At 60.4% G+C, this 17,160-nt stretch carries 15 protein-coding genes; 9 read left to right on the forward strand and 6 right to left on the reverse strand.

Going from position 1 to position 17,160, the window contains the following annotated elements; translation table 11 throughout:
* Window positions 1-102 precede the first annotated feature (102 nt).
* Window positions 103-774 carry a GntR family transcriptional regulator gene (locus tag KI237_RS13360; RefSeq protein WP_212800206.1) on the reverse strand — a complete coding sequence of 224 codons (672 nt, stop codon included), beginning with the start codon at window positions 772-774 and terminating at the stop codon, window positions 103-105.
* Window positions 775-989: 215 nt separating this feature from the next.
* Window positions 990-2,156 carry an MFS transporter gene (locus KI237_RS13365; RefSeq protein WP_212800207.1) on the reverse strand — a complete coding sequence of 389 codons (1,167 nt, stop codon included), beginning with the start codon at window positions 2,154-2,156 and terminating at the stop codon, window positions 990-992.
* A gap of 138 nt (window positions 2,157-2,294) precedes the next feature.
* On the opposite strand from KI237_RS13365, the gene KI237_RS13370 reads away from it, so the two are divergent.
* On the forward strand, window positions 2,295-3,686 hold the full coding sequence (locus KI237_RS13370) for an aminotransferase-like domain-containing protein (RefSeq protein WP_212800208.1): 1,392 nt from the start codon (window positions 2,295-2,297) through the stop codon (window positions 3,684-3,686).
* Between the two features lie 233 nt (window positions 3,687-3,919).
* Window positions 3,920-6,049, forward strand: a complete 2,130-nt coding sequence (locus tag KI237_RS13375) for a TonB-dependent siderophore receptor (RefSeq protein WP_212800209.1) — start codon at window positions 3,920-3,922, stop codon at window positions 6,047-6,049.
* A gap of 111 nt (window positions 6,050-6,160) precedes the next feature.
* Here KI237_RS13375 and KI237_RS13380 read toward each other — a convergent pair whose 3' ends face one another.
* Together KI237_RS13380 and KI237_RS13385 are read right to left on the reverse strand one after the other, a co-directional pair.
* The gene (locus tag KI237_RS13380; protein WP_212800210.1) at window positions 6,161-6,895 is read right to left on the reverse strand and encodes an SDR family NAD(P)-dependent oxidoreductase; all 735 of its coding nucleotides are present in this window, start codon (window positions 6,893-6,895) and stop codon (window positions 6,161-6,163) included.
* Between the two features lie 292 nt (window positions 6,896-7,187).
* On the reverse strand, window positions 7,188-7,394 hold the full coding sequence (locus tag KI237_RS13385; protein WP_212800211.1) for a tautomerase family protein: 207 nt from the start codon (window positions 7,392-7,394) through the stop codon (window positions 7,188-7,190).
* A gap of 126 nt (window positions 7,395-7,520) precedes the next feature.
* Between KI237_RS13385 and KI237_RS13390 the strand changes: the two genes are divergently transcribed.
* Window positions 7,521-8,444 (forward strand): LysR family transcriptional regulator, encoded by a 924-nt coding sequence (locus tag KI237_RS13390; protein ID WP_212800212.1) that lies wholly within the window; start codon window positions 7,521-7,523, stop codon window positions 8,442-8,444.
* A 172-nt stretch (window positions 8,445-8,616) separates the two neighbouring features.
* Here KI237_RS13390 and KI237_RS13395 read toward each other — a convergent pair whose 3' ends face one another.
* On the reverse strand, window positions 8,617-9,051 hold the full coding sequence (locus KI237_RS13395) for a nuclear transport factor 2 family protein (protein ID WP_212800213.1): 435 nt from the start codon (window positions 9,049-9,051) through the stop codon (window positions 8,617-8,619).
* 221 nt (window positions 9,052-9,272) lie between these two features.
* Here KI237_RS13395 and KI237_RS13400 point away from each other — a divergent pair, with 221 nt between their 5' ends.
* The 3 genes from KI237_RS13400 (at window position 9,273) to KI237_RS13410 (ending at window position 11,665) form a co-directional block, all read left to right on the forward strand.
* Entirely contained in the window at window positions 9,273-10,175 is a 903-nt protein-coding gene (locus KI237_RS13400) for an ADP-ribosylglycohydrolase family protein (RefSeq protein ID WP_212800214.1), read from the forward strand.
* A gap of 94 nt (window positions 10,176-10,269) precedes the next feature.
* The gene (locus tag KI237_RS13405; RefSeq protein WP_212800600.1) at window positions 10,270-10,665 is read left to right on the forward strand and encodes a hypothetical protein; all 396 of its coding nucleotides are present in this window, start codon (window positions 10,270-10,272) and stop codon (window positions 10,663-10,665) included.
* A gap of 637 nt (window positions 10,666-11,302) precedes the next feature.
* Window positions 11,303-11,665, forward strand: a complete 363-nt coding sequence (locus KI237_RS13410) for a DUF6124 family protein (protein WP_212800215.1) — start codon at window positions 11,303-11,305, stop codon at window positions 11,663-11,665.
* Window positions 11,666-11,784: 119 nt separating this feature from the next.
* Here KI237_RS13410 and KI237_RS13415 read toward each other — a convergent pair whose 3' ends face one another.
* Window positions 11,785-12,681, reverse strand: coding sequence for a LysR family transcriptional regulator (locus KI237_RS13415; RefSeq protein WP_212800216.1), 897 nt, complete (start codon window positions 12,679-12,681; stop codon window positions 11,785-11,787).
* Window positions 12,682-12,788: 107 nt separating this feature from the next.
* On the opposite strand from KI237_RS13415, the gene KI237_RS13420 reads away from it, so the two are divergent.
* The 3 genes from KI237_RS13420 (at window position 12,789) to KI237_RS13430 (ending at window position 17,004) form a co-directional block, all read left to right on the forward strand.
* A complete protein-coding gene (locus KI237_RS13420; RefSeq protein ID WP_212800217.1) occupies window positions 12,789-14,192 on the forward strand; it encodes an MFS transporter in 1,404 nt (467 codons plus the stop codon).
* Window positions 14,189-15,463 carry a glucarate dehydratase family protein gene (locus KI237_RS13425; RefSeq protein ID WP_212800218.1) on the forward strand — a complete coding sequence of 425 codons (1,275 nt, stop codon included), beginning with the start codon at window positions 14,189-14,191 and terminating at the stop codon, window positions 15,461-15,463. Before KI237_RS13420 ends, KI237_RS13425 begins: the two co-directional genes overlap by 4 nt.
* A 356-nt stretch (window positions 15,464-15,819) precedes the next feature.
* Window positions 15,820-17,004, forward strand: a complete 1,185-nt coding sequence (locus KI237_RS13430; protein WP_212800219.1) for a porin — start codon at window positions 15,820-15,822, stop codon at window positions 17,002-17,004.
* Window positions 17,005-17,160: the final 156 nt, after the last annotated feature.

Raw genomic sequence — 17,160 nt, forward strand, 5'->3', positions numbered from 1 at the left:
CGTCCGTTCAGATGAGTGACGGCAAGCGTGGCCCGCGCCCGGGGGTGACGGCTTGATGGTTTTATCTGTCGCCGATGACGAAATCGGCACAGTGCCGGCCCATCAATGGCTTGAAGGCAGGAACTTGAACAAGGTCTCGCAGACCCCGGCGATGTGTTCGTCCAGCAGCATCACGGCGCGCTCGACATCACCGGCGCGGCAGGCCTTGATGATTTCCCGGTGCTCGTGATCGGCGCGCTCCTTGCCCGCCGAAAGGCTCATCTGCATGCGCAAGTAGCGCTCCAGCTTGTCGTGGACCGAGCGGATCAAACCCACCATGAAGGGCCGTTGCGCCGGTTCGTAGAGGCAGGCATGCAGTTGCCAGTTCAGTTCCGCCCAGCGCCCTACGTCGTCTTCACCGATGAACTCCCGGCAGATGCTTTCGGCACGGGTGAAGGTGGCTTCGGTCATGTTGGGAATTGCCAGGCGCAGCACTTTGTCTTCCAGCAACATCCGTACCTCGAACATCTGCGCCAGCTCCGCCTCGGAAATGCGCGTCACCATTGCCCCGCGATTGCGCTGGAACATCACCAGGCCCTCGGCCTCCAGACGCTTGAGGGCTTCGCGCACGGGGATCTTGCTGACGTTGAACTGCCGGGCGATGTCATCCTGGCGAATCGGCTCGTCCTCGGCAAAGTGCCCGGCCACGATGGCATCGCGCAGGTGGCGGGTGATGATCTCCGAGGTGGAAGGGGTGTTGCCCAGGTCAGGCAGGTTGAACTTGGATAAAGTCACGGCGGCGGGTCGTTCGGCTTAGGTGGGGATATGGTATACGACTTTCGCGGGGTGGTCGTCGCGCCCAGTTCGAGCGACACCTGTGGCGAAGACGCTTATGTGGGAGCAAGGCTTGCCCGCGATGAAGACGATGCGGTCGCAGGGAAAACGAGGCGCCTGCATCGCGGGCAAGCCTTGCTCCCACAGACAAATCCCTCACCCTAGAGTAACTGGGTTCAACCGTGGGACAGTTGGGTGGCATCGGCCTGCGTCCGGACGATGATCAATCCAGTGATGCACGCGCCGACAGTCAGCGCCAGGCCGAATAAAACCAGTGCCACATCGGCACCGAAATAATCTGCCAACAAACCGGTCACCACCACCGGGAGACTGAACCCGACATAGGCGAACAGGAAGAACCCGGCGCTGACCCTGGCTTTTTCCGCGCCGGCCATGGCCGTGACGGCTGACAACCCGCCCAGGTACAGGAAACCGTAGCAAGCGCTGCTGGCGCCCAGTGCTCCCAGCAGCACGGCGAGCAGGGAGCCGACGCTCGCACCCCAGGCCAGCAAGGCGTAGCTCAACGGCAGGATCAGCAATCCCAAGCCCGTGGCCCTGGCCGGCTGCATGCGCCGCGCCCAGGGCTGGAACAGCAAGCCGCAACTGATGACCGTGAAGGTCGACAGGCCCGACCAACGCTGCAAGTCGTGGGTCGCCAGTACCGAGGGCAATATGGCGATAACCAGGCCCGACGTCGCCCATGCCAACAGCATGGAAAAGCTGTAGGGCAGGCTGCCGGCGGGAAACACAGGTAGGCGCAGCAGCGGTGCGTCTTTGATTTTCAGCGCCGGGTCCGGTAGCCGCCAGACCACGACGATCGCCAGGGTGGCCAATATCAGCTGCAACCAGAAGCTGCCAGGCGTGGCGCTGTGATGGACGAACAGGAACAGACTGGTCAACGCCGCGCCCAGGCCAAAGCCCAGGGAGGTGCTTGCGGTGACCCGGTTGGCGGGCGAGCGGGGATCGCGGGTCGCCATGAGCTCGGCCATATAGGCGGTTGATGTGGCCGAGGCCAGCCCTGTGCCGACCCCCATCATCAGACGCGCTACGCCCAGCGCCTCCAGGCATGGCCAGAGCAGTGTCACCAGCGTCGCGAGCATCGACAGCCCGAGCGCGACCAGGATCAACGGCTTGCGTCCCACCCGGTCGGCCAGCCCGCCGAACGCCAGCAGGACAGGCAGTACGCCCAGTACATAACCGGAAAACGCCACCGCCGTGGCGCCAGCCCCGTAGCCGGACAACTGCGCGTAGGTGGTGTACAGCGGCGCCTGCAGGTTGACCGCGAGGGTGATCAGGCAAAGGCCGAAAGCCAGCCCCCAGGAATGTCGACGCGATGGGTTCAAGGGTGTTCCTTTAAGGGTGTGCATTGAAGTCCCGGGGACTATCACTGCCGGGCACAGCGCAAACAAGGAACAGCCCCAGGCCATTTGTGCTTAACTGTTCGCTCAAAATTCGAGAACACTTAGCCAAGAGTGCCGGCCGTGGACCTGAAGATCGATCGCAACGTTGCCGAGCCCGTGATCCGGCAGCTCGTGACGCACCTCATGGGCTGGATCAACGCTCATGGCATCCGCCCCGGCGCGCGTATGCCGTCCATTCGTCAACTGGCCCGGGAAAACGGCCTGAGCCAGTCGAGCGTGATCAAGGCCTACGACCAACTGGTCGCCAGCGGGGTGCTGGAGTCCCGGCATGGCGCGGGTTTTTTTGTCGCGCAGCAGTTGGCCCAGCCGGTGGAGCCTGCACCTGAAGCGGATAACGCACCGTGGCGGTTGTTCGACAATGAATCGACGCAGCTCAAGCTCGGTTGCGGCTGGCTGCCCGATGCCTGGCGCGATGACACCGACCTGGGCCAGGCGATCCGCCAAGTGGTGCGCAACGACAGCCACGCGTTGTTCAACTACAGCACCCCGTTGGGCTCACCTCATCTGCGCCTGCACATTCAAAAGCGCCTGGGCCTGATCGATATCCATGTCGACCCGGCGCAAATCATCACCACCCAAGGGGCCAGCCAGGGCCTCGACCTGCTGGTGCGCACCTTGCTCAAGCCCGGTGACCTGGTGCTGGTGGAAAGCCCCGGCTACTACAACCTGTTCAATCTGCTGAAGCTGCATGGGGTCAAGACCGTGGCGGTGCCAAGAACCACGCAAGGCCCGGACATCGCCCACTTGGAGCAGCTTCTCGGCGAGCATAAACCCTCGTATTTCTTCATCAACAGCATGTATCAGAACCCCACCGGCACCAGCCTGGCGCCGAGCGTGGCCTATCGTCTGCTGCAACTGGCGACGGCCCATGACTTTCGTCTCATCGAGGACGACATCTACGCCGATTTCCAGAATGGCCCGACGTCCCGCCTGGCCACCCTGGATGCCCTGGACCGGGTGATCTACCTGGCGAGTTTTTCCAAGACGCTGTCCAGTTCGTTGCGCATCGGTTACGTGGTCGCCCATCCCGAGATCATCCAGCGCCTGGCCGAAGTCAAGATGATTACCGGCATCGGTTGTTCGTTGTTGGCTGAAAACGTGGTGGCGACGTTGCTGGCCAACGGTGCTTATCGCAAGCTGATCCAGCGCTTGCGCCAGCGCCTGAACAAGCAGATGGCAAGTACGCTGCGCCAATTGGACCCGGCCCACTGGGAGGTATTTGCCGAGCCGATGGGAGGCTTGTTCGTCTGGACCCGGCCTAGGTGCCTGGCGGCACAACGGGTGCAGCAGATCGCCCGGGAGCTGCAAATCCAACTGTCCCAGGGCTCGACGTTCCTGCCCCAGGGCGAGGCGTGCGACTGGTTGCGGTTGAACGTCGCTTATACCCAGGATCATCGTGCGCAGATGTTCTTCCAGCGGGTGGAGCAGGAGTCGATAGCGGCGGGCCAATAGGCAATGGGGGATTGTTCTGGCGCCATCGCGAGCAAGCTCGCTCACACAGGTTGAACTGCACCCAATCCCCCTGTGGGAGCGAGCTTGCTCGCGATAGCAGACTGACAGGCAACAAAAAAAGCTGACGTTAATGGGAATAAATATCAAACGTGAATGAGTTGCTGTATCTTTCGCAACACATTCTTGTCAGCCTCCCGATGGGGTGGCTTTTTTTCCATTAGGATTGTGCATCGATGCGTCGGATTCTCGTTTCACTGTGTGTGCTCCAGGCTTACTCCGTTTCCACCTGGGCACAAGAGCCAGCCCCTGCCACCCCGGCGACCCTTGAGCTGCAAGCCACGGACATTGTCGGCACTGCAGACTTTGAATCAGCACAGGGCCCGGTGAAGGGCTATCACGCCACCCGTTCGGCCAGCGCCACCCGTACCGACACGGCTATCCATGAAACCCCGCAATCCATTTCCGTGGTGTCTCGCGATGTTGTCGAAGACCTCGGTGCCACGCGCCTGCAAGATGCCCTTGATTATGCCGGCGGGGTAGGCCGGGCCAATAACTTCGGCGGCCAGGGCCTGACCACGTTCACCGTACGCGGTTTCACCACTGGGGAGTTCTACCGTAACGGTTTCCCGATCAACCGTGGCTACCCGAACATGCCGGACGCCAACACCATCGAGCGGCTGGAAGTGTTGCGGGGGCCGGCGACCATGCTGTACGGCCGTGGCGACCCGGGCGGTACCTTCAACGTGGTGTCCAAGCAGCCATTGGCCGAGCGCACAGTGACGCTGGGCAGCCAGGTCAGCGATCAGGGGATGCGTCGCGGTACGCTGGACGCGTCCGGTCCGTTGGATGAAGAAGGGCGCCTGGCTTATCGTCTGAACGTGATCGGCGAGGGCGGCGACACGTTCCGCGACCACGTCGAGACCGAGCGTTACGGCGTTGCGCCAGTGGTGACCTGGCAGGTCAACGACACCACGCGCCTGACCTTCGAAGGCGACTTCATGCGCAACAATGCGCCCCTGGACCGTGGCTTGACCCATTACCCTGGCCAGCGCGGCACTGCGTCGCGCGATACATTCTTCGGCGAAAAAGACGCCGGCAAGCTGCACAACGACAACAACATGCTGCAGGTGCGCTTCGAACACATGCTCAACGATGACTGGACCCTGGCCGGCGGTACCCAGTGGCTCGACGGCACCTTGCAGGGCAACGCGGTGGAAGGCAACGGCATCGCCGCCGATGGCCGCACCCTGGGTCGCAACTTCAACTACCGCAAGCTGGAGTGGACCGACCGCGACACCCAGCTCAACCTCACCGGGCATTTTTCCACCGGGGGCTTGGAACACACGTTGTTGACGGGCATCGAGTATGAAGACTACGACTATCAGTCCATTATCCAGCGTTCCGCCGCCGGCACCGGTGCCTACCCGATCGACATCTTCGATCCGGTCTATGGCCAGTCGCGCCCGGCGCTGACCCGCACGCCGACCAACGACCAGGAAAACCTCAAGACCCTGGGTGTGTTCATCCAGGACCAGGTGGCGCTCACCGAACGCCTGAAACTATTGGCCGGTGCGCGTTTCGAGCGGTTCGAGCATCAGTACGAGAACTTCACCACCCGCAACGGGGACTGGGATGCCAGCCATAACGCCACCACTCCGCGCCTGGGCGTGATCTACGACCTGACCGACACCGTGGCGGTTTATGCGAACACGGCCCGTTCCTTCAAACCCAACACGGGGCGTAGTCGCCAGGGGGGTGGATTCAAGCCGGAAGAGGGCAAGTCCTACGAAATGGGTGTCAAGTGGGAGGCCCTTGACCGTCAGTTGAGCGTCGATGCGGCGATTTACCAGATAGAAAAACGTAACGTGCTCACCAGCGATCCGGTGGATTCCACTTTAAGCGTGGCTGCCGGCGAAGTGCGCAGCCGTGGGTTCGACCTGAACGTGGCGGGCAACCTGACCCCCGAGTGGCGCATGATCGGTGGCTACGCTTACGTCGATGCCGAAGTGACCAAGGACAACCGCATCCCGACCGGCACCCGTCTGCTCAACGTTCCGGAACACACCTTGAGCCTGCTCAACGTCTATGAATTCCAGGACGGCGGCCTCAAGGGCTTGGGCCTGGGCATGGGCGCCCGTTATGTCGATGAACGGGCCGGCCAGACCGCGGCGAATGCGTTTTCCATGGACAGCTACACCGTTGTCGACCTGCTCGGCTACTACAAGGTCAACGAGCGGATCCGTCTCAACCTGGACCTGAAAAACCTGTTTGACGCTGACTACGAAGAAGGCGCTTTCGGCAACGTCTATGCCTACCCAGGCGCACCGCGCACCGTGCAGGCCGGGATTTCCTACACCCTCTGAGGCCGCGTGCAATCCTTGTGGGAGCGAGCGTGCTCGCGATGGCGTCGGGTCAGCCAATGAACTATTGACTGACCAGGCCCCATCGCGAGCAAGCTCGCTCCCACATTTTTTCTACCACTTGCCGGTGCTCATCCCACCGTCCACCGGCAGTATCGCGCCAGTCGTGAAATCAGCGCCCGCCAGGTACAACACGGCCTCGGCAATTTCCTCGATGGTGCCCACGCGACCGGCTGGGGCCAGGTTGTCGAGGAACTCGCGATGAGCCGGGTCGTGCATGGGCGTGTCGATGATGCCGGGGGCGACCGCGTTGACCTTGATGTTGTGGGGCGACAGTTCCAGGGCCAGGGCGCGGGTCATCTGGTTGACGCCGCCCTTGATCAACACCGGCAGTGCTGCTGGCACCTGGATGTTTGGTTGCAGGGCCACGGCGGCGGAAATGTTGATGATGAAGCCTTGCTGGCGCCCGATCATGTGCGCGGCAGCGGCCTGGCTGGCGTAGACCAGACCCTTGAGGTTGGTGTCCAGCAGCGCGTCCAGGTCTTGGGGGCTGTATTCGACGAAGGGTTTTGGCAGGAAGAAACCGGCATTGTTCACCAGCCCGTCAACGGCGCCAAACGCCTCGACGGCTTGGGTGATGAGGGCGGTTGAAGTGGCCGGGTCCGCGATGTCGCCGGCCACGCCAATGAAACCAGCCGGGTGGCCGAGGTCGGCGGCGGCAGCCTCCAGGCCGGACGGGGAGCGGGCATTGCCCACCACGTTATAACCCCGACCCAGGAACGCTTTGACCAAACCCAGGCCGATCCCGCTGGAAGCGCCGGTGATGATGACGGTTTTATTGAGGCTCATGATTGACTCCTGATCACATTGAGTTGAACCGGTGCGCCTGTGTTGGCGATGGTTGAGCTCAGGGTATTGATGCGTCAGGGTTTGATAAATACGGCTGCTGGCACTTGAGTTGATACGTCATGTAATTAATGACCAAGGCCACATACCCCTGTGGGAGCGAGCTTGCTCGCGATAGCGTCAGGCCTGTCGCTATTGATGTTGACTGACACACCGCCATCGCGAGCAAGCTCGCTCCCACAGGATTGTCAGAAAAAAGCCCGGTCAGTTGGACCGGGCTCGGGAGGGCAAAGCGTTATTCCTTGGGAAGACTTCGAAACTCCGTCGTGGTCACCCCCGCGTATCCCCAGTTATCCGTGTCGACTTCCTCGATCACGATATGGGTCAAATGCGGGTCCTTGCCCAGTACGCGCTGGAGGGTTTCGGTGATCTCGGAAATCACTTGGGCTTTCTGTTCACGGGTGACGCCGTCTCGGGTAATTCGCACATTGACGAAAGGCATGTTGCACTCCAAATGATGGAAATGAGCGCAGGACAACCCTGCGCGGTGGAAGGCCACTGTATTTATACGCCGCGGACTGATAAACAAGCCTTTGGAAACTTCAGTTGATACGCGGTGTAATGAATCATGAAGCGTCATTTCGAAGACCTGCAGTTGGGCAGCATAGAACTTTTCTGCCTGGCGGCGGAGGCGGGCAGTTTCACGGCGGCGGCGCAGTTGGCAGGGGTTACCCCGGCTGCTGTGAGCCGCTCGATCTTTCGCCTGGAAGAGCGCCTGGGTTCACGGCTTTTCGTGCGCACCACCCGCAGCATTCGCCTGACCGAAGCCGGCAAGACCTATTTCGAGCAATGCCGGCAGGCATTGACGCAACTGGTCGAGGCGCAACAGGAAATGATGGGTGCGCAATCGGTGCCGTCCGGGCAACTGCGCATCAGCCTGCCCACCACCTACGGTCATCACCGCATCCTGCCCTTGCTGCCGGCCTTTCGGGCGCTGTACCCGCAAGTGACTGTGGACCTGCACCTGAGCAATCGAAACATCGATTTCGTTGCCGAAGGCTATGACCTTGCCATCCGGGTGCGGGCCCAACCCGATTCGTCGATGATCGCCCGGCTGCTGGAAGACGCAAAACTGGTGGTGGTCGCGTCCCCTGACTATCTGCGCAAGACCGGCACGCCGCAGCTTCTCGAAGACCTGGACGACCACGAGTGCATCCAGTTCGAATTGCCCAGTAGCGGGCGACGGATTTCCTGGTTGTTCAATGTCGAGGGCAAGGAAAAGGAAGTGTTCGGCGAAGGGGGCTATTGCTGTTCGGACGATGTGCTCGGCGGCGTGACGCTGGCCAAGCATGGCGCGGGCTTGTTCCAGACCTACAAATTCATCGTGGAACAGGAGTTGGCCAACGGGCAACTGGTGGAGGTGCTTGCGCCTTTCGCGGGGCGCTCACGTCCGTTCACCTTGCTCTATCCCCACGGCCGGTATGTACCGCAGCGGGTGCGCGCGTTTGTGGATTTCCTGCTGCAGTACCGGGAGCAGTGGGCCGCGATTTAAGGCGGAAAACAACCGGCGACCCGTGGCGAGGGAGCTTGCTCCCGCTGGGCTGCGTAGCGGCCCTTTTTTATGAGCGCTTCGCACTCAAGCGGGAGCAAGCTCCCTCGCCACGGAGTATCACTGCCGCCTCAAGTGAGCGTCTGCCACAGAGGTATTTCCGGCCAACCGGCTATCAGAACTTGAACGCCTGGCGACCGATCAGCAGCCATTTGCCGTTCTTCTGTTTCTGCCAGATCTGGAAGTTCTCGATTTCGGTCGGCACGATGTCGCCGCCCTTGATCGCCTGGGCCGAGAAATGATTGCGCACCAGGGCGGTGTCGCCCGAGAGGGTGATCTTCTGATTCTGCATTTCCAGGGTCTTGAACGCGCTCTTGCCCGTTTCGATGTCGGCGATGAAGGCTTTCTTGTCCTGGATGTTACCGCTGGAGTGCCCGTAGGTCAGGTTTTCGGCAGCCAGTGCCTGAAGTTGTGGGATGTCCTTGTGCAGCATGGCTTGGGTCAAATGGTCGACGGCCTGGGCCACGTCTTGCTCGGCCGAAGCAGACGCTGTCGCCGCGTAGCCGCCGAACAGGCACAGGAAGCCGATGGCCAATGTGGTTTTTTTCATGGGGATTTCCTTATTTTTGTAGGTGGCGAGAACGCTAGCGATACGTTCTCGTCTGTCATCGTACAACTTGTTTTGAGAGGGGGGAACTGCCGAATGAATGTACGTTGTGTTTTCGATAAAAAAGATTTGCCAATCAGGTTCCTTGGGCATGCCCAGCCGTTATGATCTCGCGGGTTGTACGCTGCTCTTGCGCGGACGAACTCGGAACAGAAGGAATCAGGATGTCCCCGACACTTTCAGACCGCTATCGCGGATGCTTACTAGGCTTGGCATGTGGTGACGCCGTTGGCACAACTGTTGAATTCCAGCCACGGAATTCCTTTGCCCCTGTGACCGACATGGTCGGTGGCGGCCCCTTCAGTCTCAAGCCTGGCCAATGGACCGATGACACATCGATGGCTTTGTGTCTGGCTGAGAGCCTGTTGCAAAAGCGTGGTTTTGATGCGGCTGACCAGATGGGCCGATACCTCAATTGGTGGCGTTGGGGTTATCTGAGTTCCACTGGCGATTGCTTTGACATTGGTATGACCGTTCGCGGTGCACTGGAAAGCTATCAGTCCCATGGCAACCCCTTCGCGGGGGATACCGCTCCTGATACGGCTGGCAATGGCTCGCTGATGCGACTGGCACCGGTCGTGTTGTTCTTTTATCCGGATCGCGAACGCATTCGCGATTTTGCGGCTCTGAGTTCACGCACAACCCATGGGGCAACAGAGGCGGTGGAGTGTTGCCAAGTGTTAGCCGATGTCATTGGCAACGCATTGAACGGCGCTTCAAAGACGGAGGTGTTGCGTGTGGCGTCCGAGCAACTGACCGAGGCCAAAGTGATAGCGCTCGCCCAAGGGGCCTATCAGGGAAAAGGTCGTAGTGAAGTGTCAGGCTCTGGTTATTCGGTGGCTTCCTTGGAAGCGGCGCTGTGGTGCTTTCATCAGACGGACAGTTTCACTGATGCGGTGCTGACCGCGACGAACCTGGGCGACGACGCTGACACCACCGCTGCCATTGTCGGTCAGGTAGCGGGGGCATTTTATGGGGTGCAGGCTATTCCCTCCGATTGGTTGCAGAAATTGTGGATGCGACAGGAGATTGAAGCCATGGCGGATGCGCTTCACTTGCAGGTCTGAGCCGCGGGCAAGGTCGCCCTGCGTCATATTCATAGCCATCGCCCTATAACCCGTGGCTGCAATCCCCAGGAGCCTCATCACTATGGAAGTAACTATGCCCCAACCTTGGTACAACACTCGTCCCGCCCCCGTCTTCATGACCGTCTTTTACTGCTTCATCGTCTTGATCCAAGCTGGCGTTTGGGTAGCAGAGGAAGGTTTCGAGCAGGCACGTTTTGGTGACATTTCTATCTTGGTGTTTCTCAATATCTGCACGGTAGCGCTGCTGATGTTCGTAGGCGGATTGATGCTTTTCGCGAGGAAAAAGGGCAGCTCGCTTTGCTTCGTTCTTGCCTTGGCGTTAGGCGTAACGATCTCAGTTAGCCGGATGGGAAGCGATTCTATTGTCCATCTGCTCACGCTGCCGATGTTTAAGGAGTACGCGTTGGTCTTCGGGATCTGGGTCTATAGCCTTCAATTGCGCACCACCGATTACTTCTTGTCCAAATAAGATACCGGCTAATCCAGTAGGTGCCGGCGCACCAAAAGTTGAGCCAAAAAAAGGCAATGCCAGTCAGTTAAGCTGTCTGGCATTTTTTTCCACCATTTGATAACGCAACAAGTTGTAGCCGGTCAGCTATAGGAAAATTCCCTATAGCATCCGTCAACGTATTATCTACTGCATGACCTCGTTTAATATCGATGAGGCCAAAGCGTCCCATAAGACACTGTATTTACACCAATACAGCCCCAAGAAATAACGAAGAAAAGTCGCCCCGTTTAATTGCTGTAAACATATCCGGCGCGACACGTTTAAATACATTCTACATTACGCCCTAAAGGCTACGAGACCTTGCGTCCTTACTTACGCATGCGTCAGAATCCGCTGGCTTGTGCGCTTTGCCCCTGGCCTCTATCGTTTCCCTGCCACTGCCCATCAGTGGTCGGGTTTAGTCGCTCGGTCGGTTTTAGTAAAGTGTATAAGTACCATTCAGTCAGGTCATTTATTCCTGTACTTGATGGTGGTTGTGCGCAGGGCGCCCTTGGGCGCGCCGGGTTTGCTAATTCCACCGGTCGACTAACCTGCGTACAGCCGCCACCCTCTTTTAGTCGAGAGCGGTTGCGGCCCCAACTCTGGAATTAGTCATATGTTCAAGGTTACTCCCAACCCTCCGGATATCGATTCGGTACTCTACGGCGACTCTCTCGACCCCGAAAAGTTGAAAGAGGCGGCAGACCGCGCGCTCAAGTTCTACCTGAACCCCGGGGCGACGAAAACGCAGATACAGCCCCGCAAGCCCAGCACGATCTTCACCATCGACGCAGCGGTGGATGACGAAACGTTGCTCGTTGAGGCGTGCGAATCCTTGGCATCCGCCAGCGTGATGGTCAGTGACCTCACCGATTTGACGGACGGCCCAAGACGCCAAACGATGCTGGTGCTGCAACGGGTCATCATGTTGGGTGAGTTAGCGGTCAATCGAGTACTGGATAACCACAAGCCTGGGTAGTCGCCAGGTAGTGTTGTGGGGGGCGCCGCAAGCGCCCTCACAACCTAGGTCCACGACGATCGGTGGAACGTTGGGTTCCGTCAGGCACTGCCAAGCGCATGGGCCTTGTTGCTCCGCCTTCACAAGCCTTCCCGCACCGCCCCCCGAATCCCTTCCAGCAACATGGTGAACGCCGGATTGTCGTTGTCTTCGCGCCACACCAAGTGCAACTCGCTCTGCACCCCTTCGCCCAGGTCGATCTCGCGAAACACCACCTGCTTGAACACCACGTTGGTGGCGCAACGCGGTACCAGCGCCAGGCCCATGCCGGCGTTGACCAGGGCCAGGATCGTCAGCGACGACCCCAGCCATTGCACGAATTGCGGCGCGACCTGGGCCGAGCGGAGCATGCCGGTGAGCAATTCGTTGAAGGGCGGGTAGGCGGCGTGGGAGTACATCAGGAACGGTTGGGCGTCGAGGTCCTGGACGCTCACGGTCTCGGCGCTGGCCAGCGGATGTCCGGCGGGCACCGCCAGCACGAAGGGCTCGCGCACCAGGCATTCGGTGGCATAGCCGGTTTCCAGCAGTGGCGAGCGGACGATGCCCAGGTCGATGCGCCGGGCGCGCAGGGCTTCATGTTGCTGGTAGGTGTTCATCTCCGCCAAGACAATTTTGACCTGAGGCTGTTTCAGCCGGGCCTCGGCAATCACCTTGGGCAGAAACTCGTATACCGCGCTGCCGACGAAGCTGATGGTCACCGAGCCGATGTCACCCTGGGCAAAGCGCCGGGCGGCGATGGCGGCCTGTTGCGCCTGTTCCAGCAGGTTCTGCGCTTCGATGAAAAACGCCCGGCCGGCGGCGGTGAGCGCCACGCTGCGGGTGCTGCGGGTGAACAGCTCGACGCCCAGGTGATGCTCCAGCAATTGGATCTGCCGGCTCAGCGGTGGTTGGGTCATGTTCAGGCGTTCGGCGGCTCGACGAAAGTTGAGTTCGGTCGCCACGGTGGTGAAGCAGCGCAACTGGGCCAGTTCAAACATTGATTCAATCCGAGTATCAATCAAGTGCCAAGTTAGATTAGACGGGAACAATCCGCCGCGTCCATCATCGTCCCGTTCCTCACAAAAACAATGATCGGGAGGCACCCTTGAATAACGTAACGGACTCCACCCATGACAGCACCCTGGCGCTCGCGGCGGCCAAGGTCAAACGTCATGTACTGCCGTTGGTGGTGGTGATGTTCATCGTCAACTACATCGACCGGGTCAACATCGGCTTCGTGCGCAGTCACCTGGAAACCGACCTGGGCATCGGCGCCGCAGCCTATGGGCTCGGCGCCGGGCTGTTCTTTGTCGGCTACGCGCTGTTCGAAGTGCCGTCCAACATGCTGTTGCAACGCTACGGCGCGCGGGCCTGGCTGACACGCATCATGTTCACCTGGGGCGCGGCGGCCATGGCCATGGCTTTTGTGCGCGGTGAGACCAGTTTCTATGTGCTGCGCTTCATCCTCGGTGCGGCGGAGGCGGGGTTCTTTCCTGGCATCATCTACTACTTCACCCAATGGTTGCCGGCCAACGAGCGTGGCAAGGCGATGGCGATCTTCCTCAGTGGTTCGGCCATCGCTTCGGTGATTTCCGGGCCGGTGTCGGGGGCGCTGTTGCAGGTCAGTGGGATGGGCCTGCACGGTTGGCAATGGATGTTCCTGATCGAAGGCTTCGCTTCCATTGTGTTGTGCGGGTTTGTCTGGTTCTGGCTGCAATCGCACCCAAGCCAGGCCAAATGGCTGAGCGTAGAAGAGAAGACCGTGCTGATCGCGGCCATTGCCGAGGAGCAGCGGGCCCGGGAAGCGGCGCAGGTGATCAAACCGTCGGTGTTCAAGTTGCTGGCCGACCGACAGATCGCGTTGTTCTGTTTCATCTACTTCTCCATCGCCCTGACCATCTACGGCGCCACGTTCTGGCTACCGAGCATGATCAAGAAAATGGGCAACCTGGGAGACTTCCAGGTCGGTTTGCTCAATTCCATTCCGTGGATCATTTCCATCATCGCGATGTACGGCTTTGCCGCCCTGGCCGGCAAATGGAAATTCCAGCAGGCCTGGGTCGCGGTGACGCTGGTGATTGCCGCGTTCGGCATGTTCATGTCCACCACCGGCGGGCCGATCTTTGCTTTCGTGGCGATCTGTTTCGCCGCCATCGGTTTCAAGGCCGCCTCGGCGCTGTTCTGGCCGATTCCCCAAGGCTACCTGGATGCGCGCATCGCCGCGGCAGTGATCGCCCTGATCAACTCCATCGGTAACCTCGGTGGCTTCGTGGCGCCCACGGCCTTCGGCTTCCTGGAGCAGACCACCGGGTCCATCGAAGGTGGGTTGTATGGGCTGGCTATCACCTCCCTGGTTGCCGCCGTGGTGATTTTCTTTGCCCGCACCAAGCCGGGCCGTGATACGCCGAATTCACTGTCTGGCCGACCTGAAACCGTTGCCCAGACCGCTGTCGACCACTCGGAAAAAAACCAAGCCTTGAACCCTGTCCCATCGGGAGCCGCTGTATGAAGATCAAACGCGTCACCGTCACCCCCATTGCTTTTCGCGATCCCCCCTTGCTCAACGCCAGCGGCATTCATGAGCCGTTCGCACTGCGCTCGATCATCGAGATCGAGAGCGACAACGGTTACATCGGCCTGGGGGAGAGCTACGGCGATGCGCCGGCCCTGGCGATCCAGCAGCAGTTGCAAAGCCAGTTGATCGGTCTGGATCCGTTCAACCTCAACCAGTTGCGGGCTATCGTCCAGGCGACCGTCGCCGCGCAGAAACCGGTCAGCGTTGCCGGTGCCGAACTGGCGCCGGGTTCCCATGCGAGCAAGGCGGTGAGCAATGCTTATTCGGCGTTCGAAGTGGCCTGCCTGGACTTGCAGGCCCATTACCTGAATGTGCCGCTGGTGGACCTGTTGGGGGGCGCGATTCGCGACGAGATTCCGTTCAGCGCCTACCTGTTTTTCAAGTATGCCGAGCACATCGATTCACCCTATCCGCCAGACAGTTGGGGCGAAGCGCTCAACGAGGAGCAGATCGTCGCCCAGGCCCGGCGGATGATCCAGGACTACGGCTTCAAGAGCATCAAGCTCAAGGCCGGTGCCCTCGATCCGGAGCATGAAGTTGCCTGCATCAAGGCGCTGAAACGGGCGTTTCCAGGGTACCCGTTGCGCATCGATCCCAACGGCAACTGGTCCCTGGAAACCTCGATTCGCATGGCCGAGCTGCTGGGCGATGACCTGCAGTACTACGAAGACCCGACGCCGGGGCTGGAGGGCATGGCCGAGCTGCACAAACGCACGGGGCTGCCGCTGGCGACCAATATGGTGGTCACCGATTTCGATGAGTTCCGCCGCAGCGTGGCGCTGAACAGTGTGCAGATCGTGTTGGCCGACCACCATTACTGGGGCGGCCTGCGCGACACCCAGGCCTTGGCGAAAATGTGCAGCACCTTCGGCCTGGGCGTGTCGATGCATTCCAACTCGCACCTGGGCATCAGCCTCATGGCCATGGCCCATGTGGCGGCGGCGGTGCCGAACCTGGACTACGCCTGTGACACCCACTACCCGTGGCAGGAACCGGATGAAGAGGTGATCAAGGGCGGCAAGCTGCCGATTGTCGACGGCTGCGTGAAGATCACCCGGGCGCCTGGCCTGGGCTTGGAACTGGACCGCGATCAACTGGGCAAGCTGCATGAGCAGTTCCTCAGTTGCGGCATCCGCCAGCGCGACGATGTGCGCCAGATGCAGCGCTACAAGCCAGACTGGAAAACCGTCAAGCCGCGCTTCTGAAGGTGAGAGGCCGCCTGTGGCTAGAGGGTATCTGTGGGAGCAAGGCTTGCCCGCGATAGCCACGCCGCGGTCGAACAGCTGAACCGCGTTATCGTTCATCGCGGGCAAGCCTTGCTCCCACAGATACCCCCTGGCCACAGGTCGGGGGTCCTCATCTGCCCCTACATTCCCCCGGCTATCCTGCGGCCCACACCCAAAGTACCGCGCCCGTCGGCAGCCCGGTCCTACTCCCAAACTGCCGCGCCGGGCCGGCGCTTCCAAAGCCTCCGCCAATTGCCTCCAAGGCAGCGTATGACGCGCCCGGGCACCTTTCGATAATCGCCTCCGACATCCCGTCCCCTGTTGCGGAGCGCGCCATGCACAACAATAAAAATACCCGCCAACGTTTTTTGCCTGCGGTCATCGCAGGTGTTTCGAGCCTGGGCCTGATGCCTTGGGCCAACGCCGAAATCATGCTGTACGACAAGGACCAGACGACCTTTTCCACCGACGGCTACATCAATGCGTTTTACGTCAACAGCGACGTCGACCGCGCGGGTGAGCAGTACGACCGTAGGCAGGCGCGGGTCAAGATGGGTTTCTTGCCAAACTATCTGGGCTTCAACATGGGCAAGCAGGTCGACGACCTCAAGCTCGGTGCCCGGGCCTCGTTCTGGGTGACCATCAACGACAGTGAAACCAACGGCACCGACACCGCCATCGACGTGCGCCAGTTCTACGGCACCGTGGCCAACCCGGAGTGGGGCGAGGTGCTGATCGGTAAGGACTTCGGCCTGTTTGCCCGCTCCAACATCCTGCTGGACGAACTGCTCACCGGTTACGGCCAGGTCAGCGACACCCTGGGGCTGGTGGACGGCGGCGGCGTGTCGTTCGGCAACATCGGCAGCGGTTATCCGTACCCGTTCCCGACCTCGCAGATCACCTACCGCACGCCGGTGATGGAGGGCTTGCGGGTGGCGGTGGGGATCATGGACCCGGTGGACACCAACGACAACAGCGCCACCGGCAAGGCCTACCAGAAAAACCCGCGCACTGAGAGCGAGATCACCTACCAGTTCGACTTGGGCGGGGCGAAGATCTACAGCTGGCTGAACGGCAGCTACCAGACCTCCGACAACACCGACTCCACCGTCGAGTCGGTCACTTCCAAGGGCCTGGGGTATGGTGTGCAGGCCAAGATGGGTGGGTTGTCGCTCACCGGTTCGGGGTTCCAGGCCAAGGGCATCAATCCGTTCTTCACCAACAACGCCGGTGAAGCCACGCTGCGCAATGTCGACAGCAAGGGCTACCTGTTGCAGGGCTCCTACAAGCTGGGCAAGAACCGCCTGGCGTTGTCCTATGGCAAGACCGATGACGACGGCAACGGCGTGGTGGGCAGTGGCGCCGATTATGAAACCCGTGGCATCGCGCTGTTCCACGACATCAACGACAACCTCAAGCTCGTGGCCGAGTACAACCAGTTCGAAATCAACGGCCACGATACCAGCGCCCAGAATGAAGACACCGACACCTTTGCGGTGGGGGCGGTGCTCACCTGGTGAGGGTTGGATCCTTTTGACCCGGCGCCGTCTGTGGGAGCAAGGCTTGCCCGCGATAGCCGCCCCGCGGTCAAACAGCGGAACCGCGTTATCGTTCATCGCGGGCAAGCCTTGCTCCCACAGGCTTTTGCTCCAGGGGCTGCGCATCAGCCCCCTTTT

It is taken from the genome of Pseudomonas sp. St316 (assembly GCF_018325905.1).
Lineage (GTDB): Bacteria > Pseudomonadota > Gammaproteobacteria > Pseudomonadales > Pseudomonadaceae > Aquipseudomonas.

What these genes read in the sequence shown, in the direction of transcription:
- KI237_RS13375 (WP_212800209.1), top strand. Translation starts at nt 3,920, where the DNA reads ATGCGTCGGATTCTCGTTTCACTGTGTGTGCTCCAGGCTTACTCCGTT.
- KI237_RS13380 (WP_212800210.1), bottom strand. Translation starts at nt 6,895, where the DNA reads ATGAGCCTCAATAAAACCGTCATCATCACCGGCGCTTCCAGCGGGATC.
- KI237_RS13385 (WP_212800211.1), bottom strand. Translation starts at nt 7,394, where the DNA reads ATGCCTTTCGTCAATGTGCGAATTACCCGAGACGGCGTCACCCGTGAA.
- KI237_RS13390 (WP_212800212.1), top strand. Translation starts at nt 7,521, where the DNA reads ATGAAGCGTCATTTCGAAGACCTGCAGTTGGGCAGCATAGAACTTTTC.
- KI237_RS13395 (WP_212800213.1), bottom strand. Translation starts at nt 9,051, where the DNA reads ATGAAAAAAACCACATTGGCCATCGGCTTCCTGTGCCTGTTCGGCGGC.
- KI237_RS13400 (WP_212800214.1), top strand. Translation starts at nt 9,273, where the DNA reads ATGTCCCCGACACTTTCAGACCGCTATCGCGGATGCTTACTAGGCTTG.
- KI237_RS13405 (WP_212800600.1), top strand. Translation starts at nt 10,270, where the DNA reads ATGCCCCAACCTTGGTACAACACTCGTCCCGCCCCCGTCTTCATGACC.
- KI237_RS13410 (WP_212800215.1), top strand. Translation starts at nt 11,303, where the DNA reads ATGTTCAAGGTTACTCCCAACCCTCCGGATATCGATTCGGTACTCTAC.
- KI237_RS13415 (WP_212800216.1), bottom strand. Translation starts at nt 12,681, where the DNA reads ATGTTTGAACTGGCCCAGTTGCGCTGCTTCACCACCGTGGCGACCGAA.
- KI237_RS13425 (WP_212800218.1), top strand. Translation starts at nt 14,189, where the DNA reads ATGAAGATCAAACGCGTCACCGTCACCCCCATTGCTTTTCGCGATCCC.
- KI237_RS13430 (WP_212800219.1), top strand. Translation starts at nt 15,820, where the DNA reads ATGCACAACAATAAAAATACCCGCCAACGTTTTTTGCCTGCGGTCATC.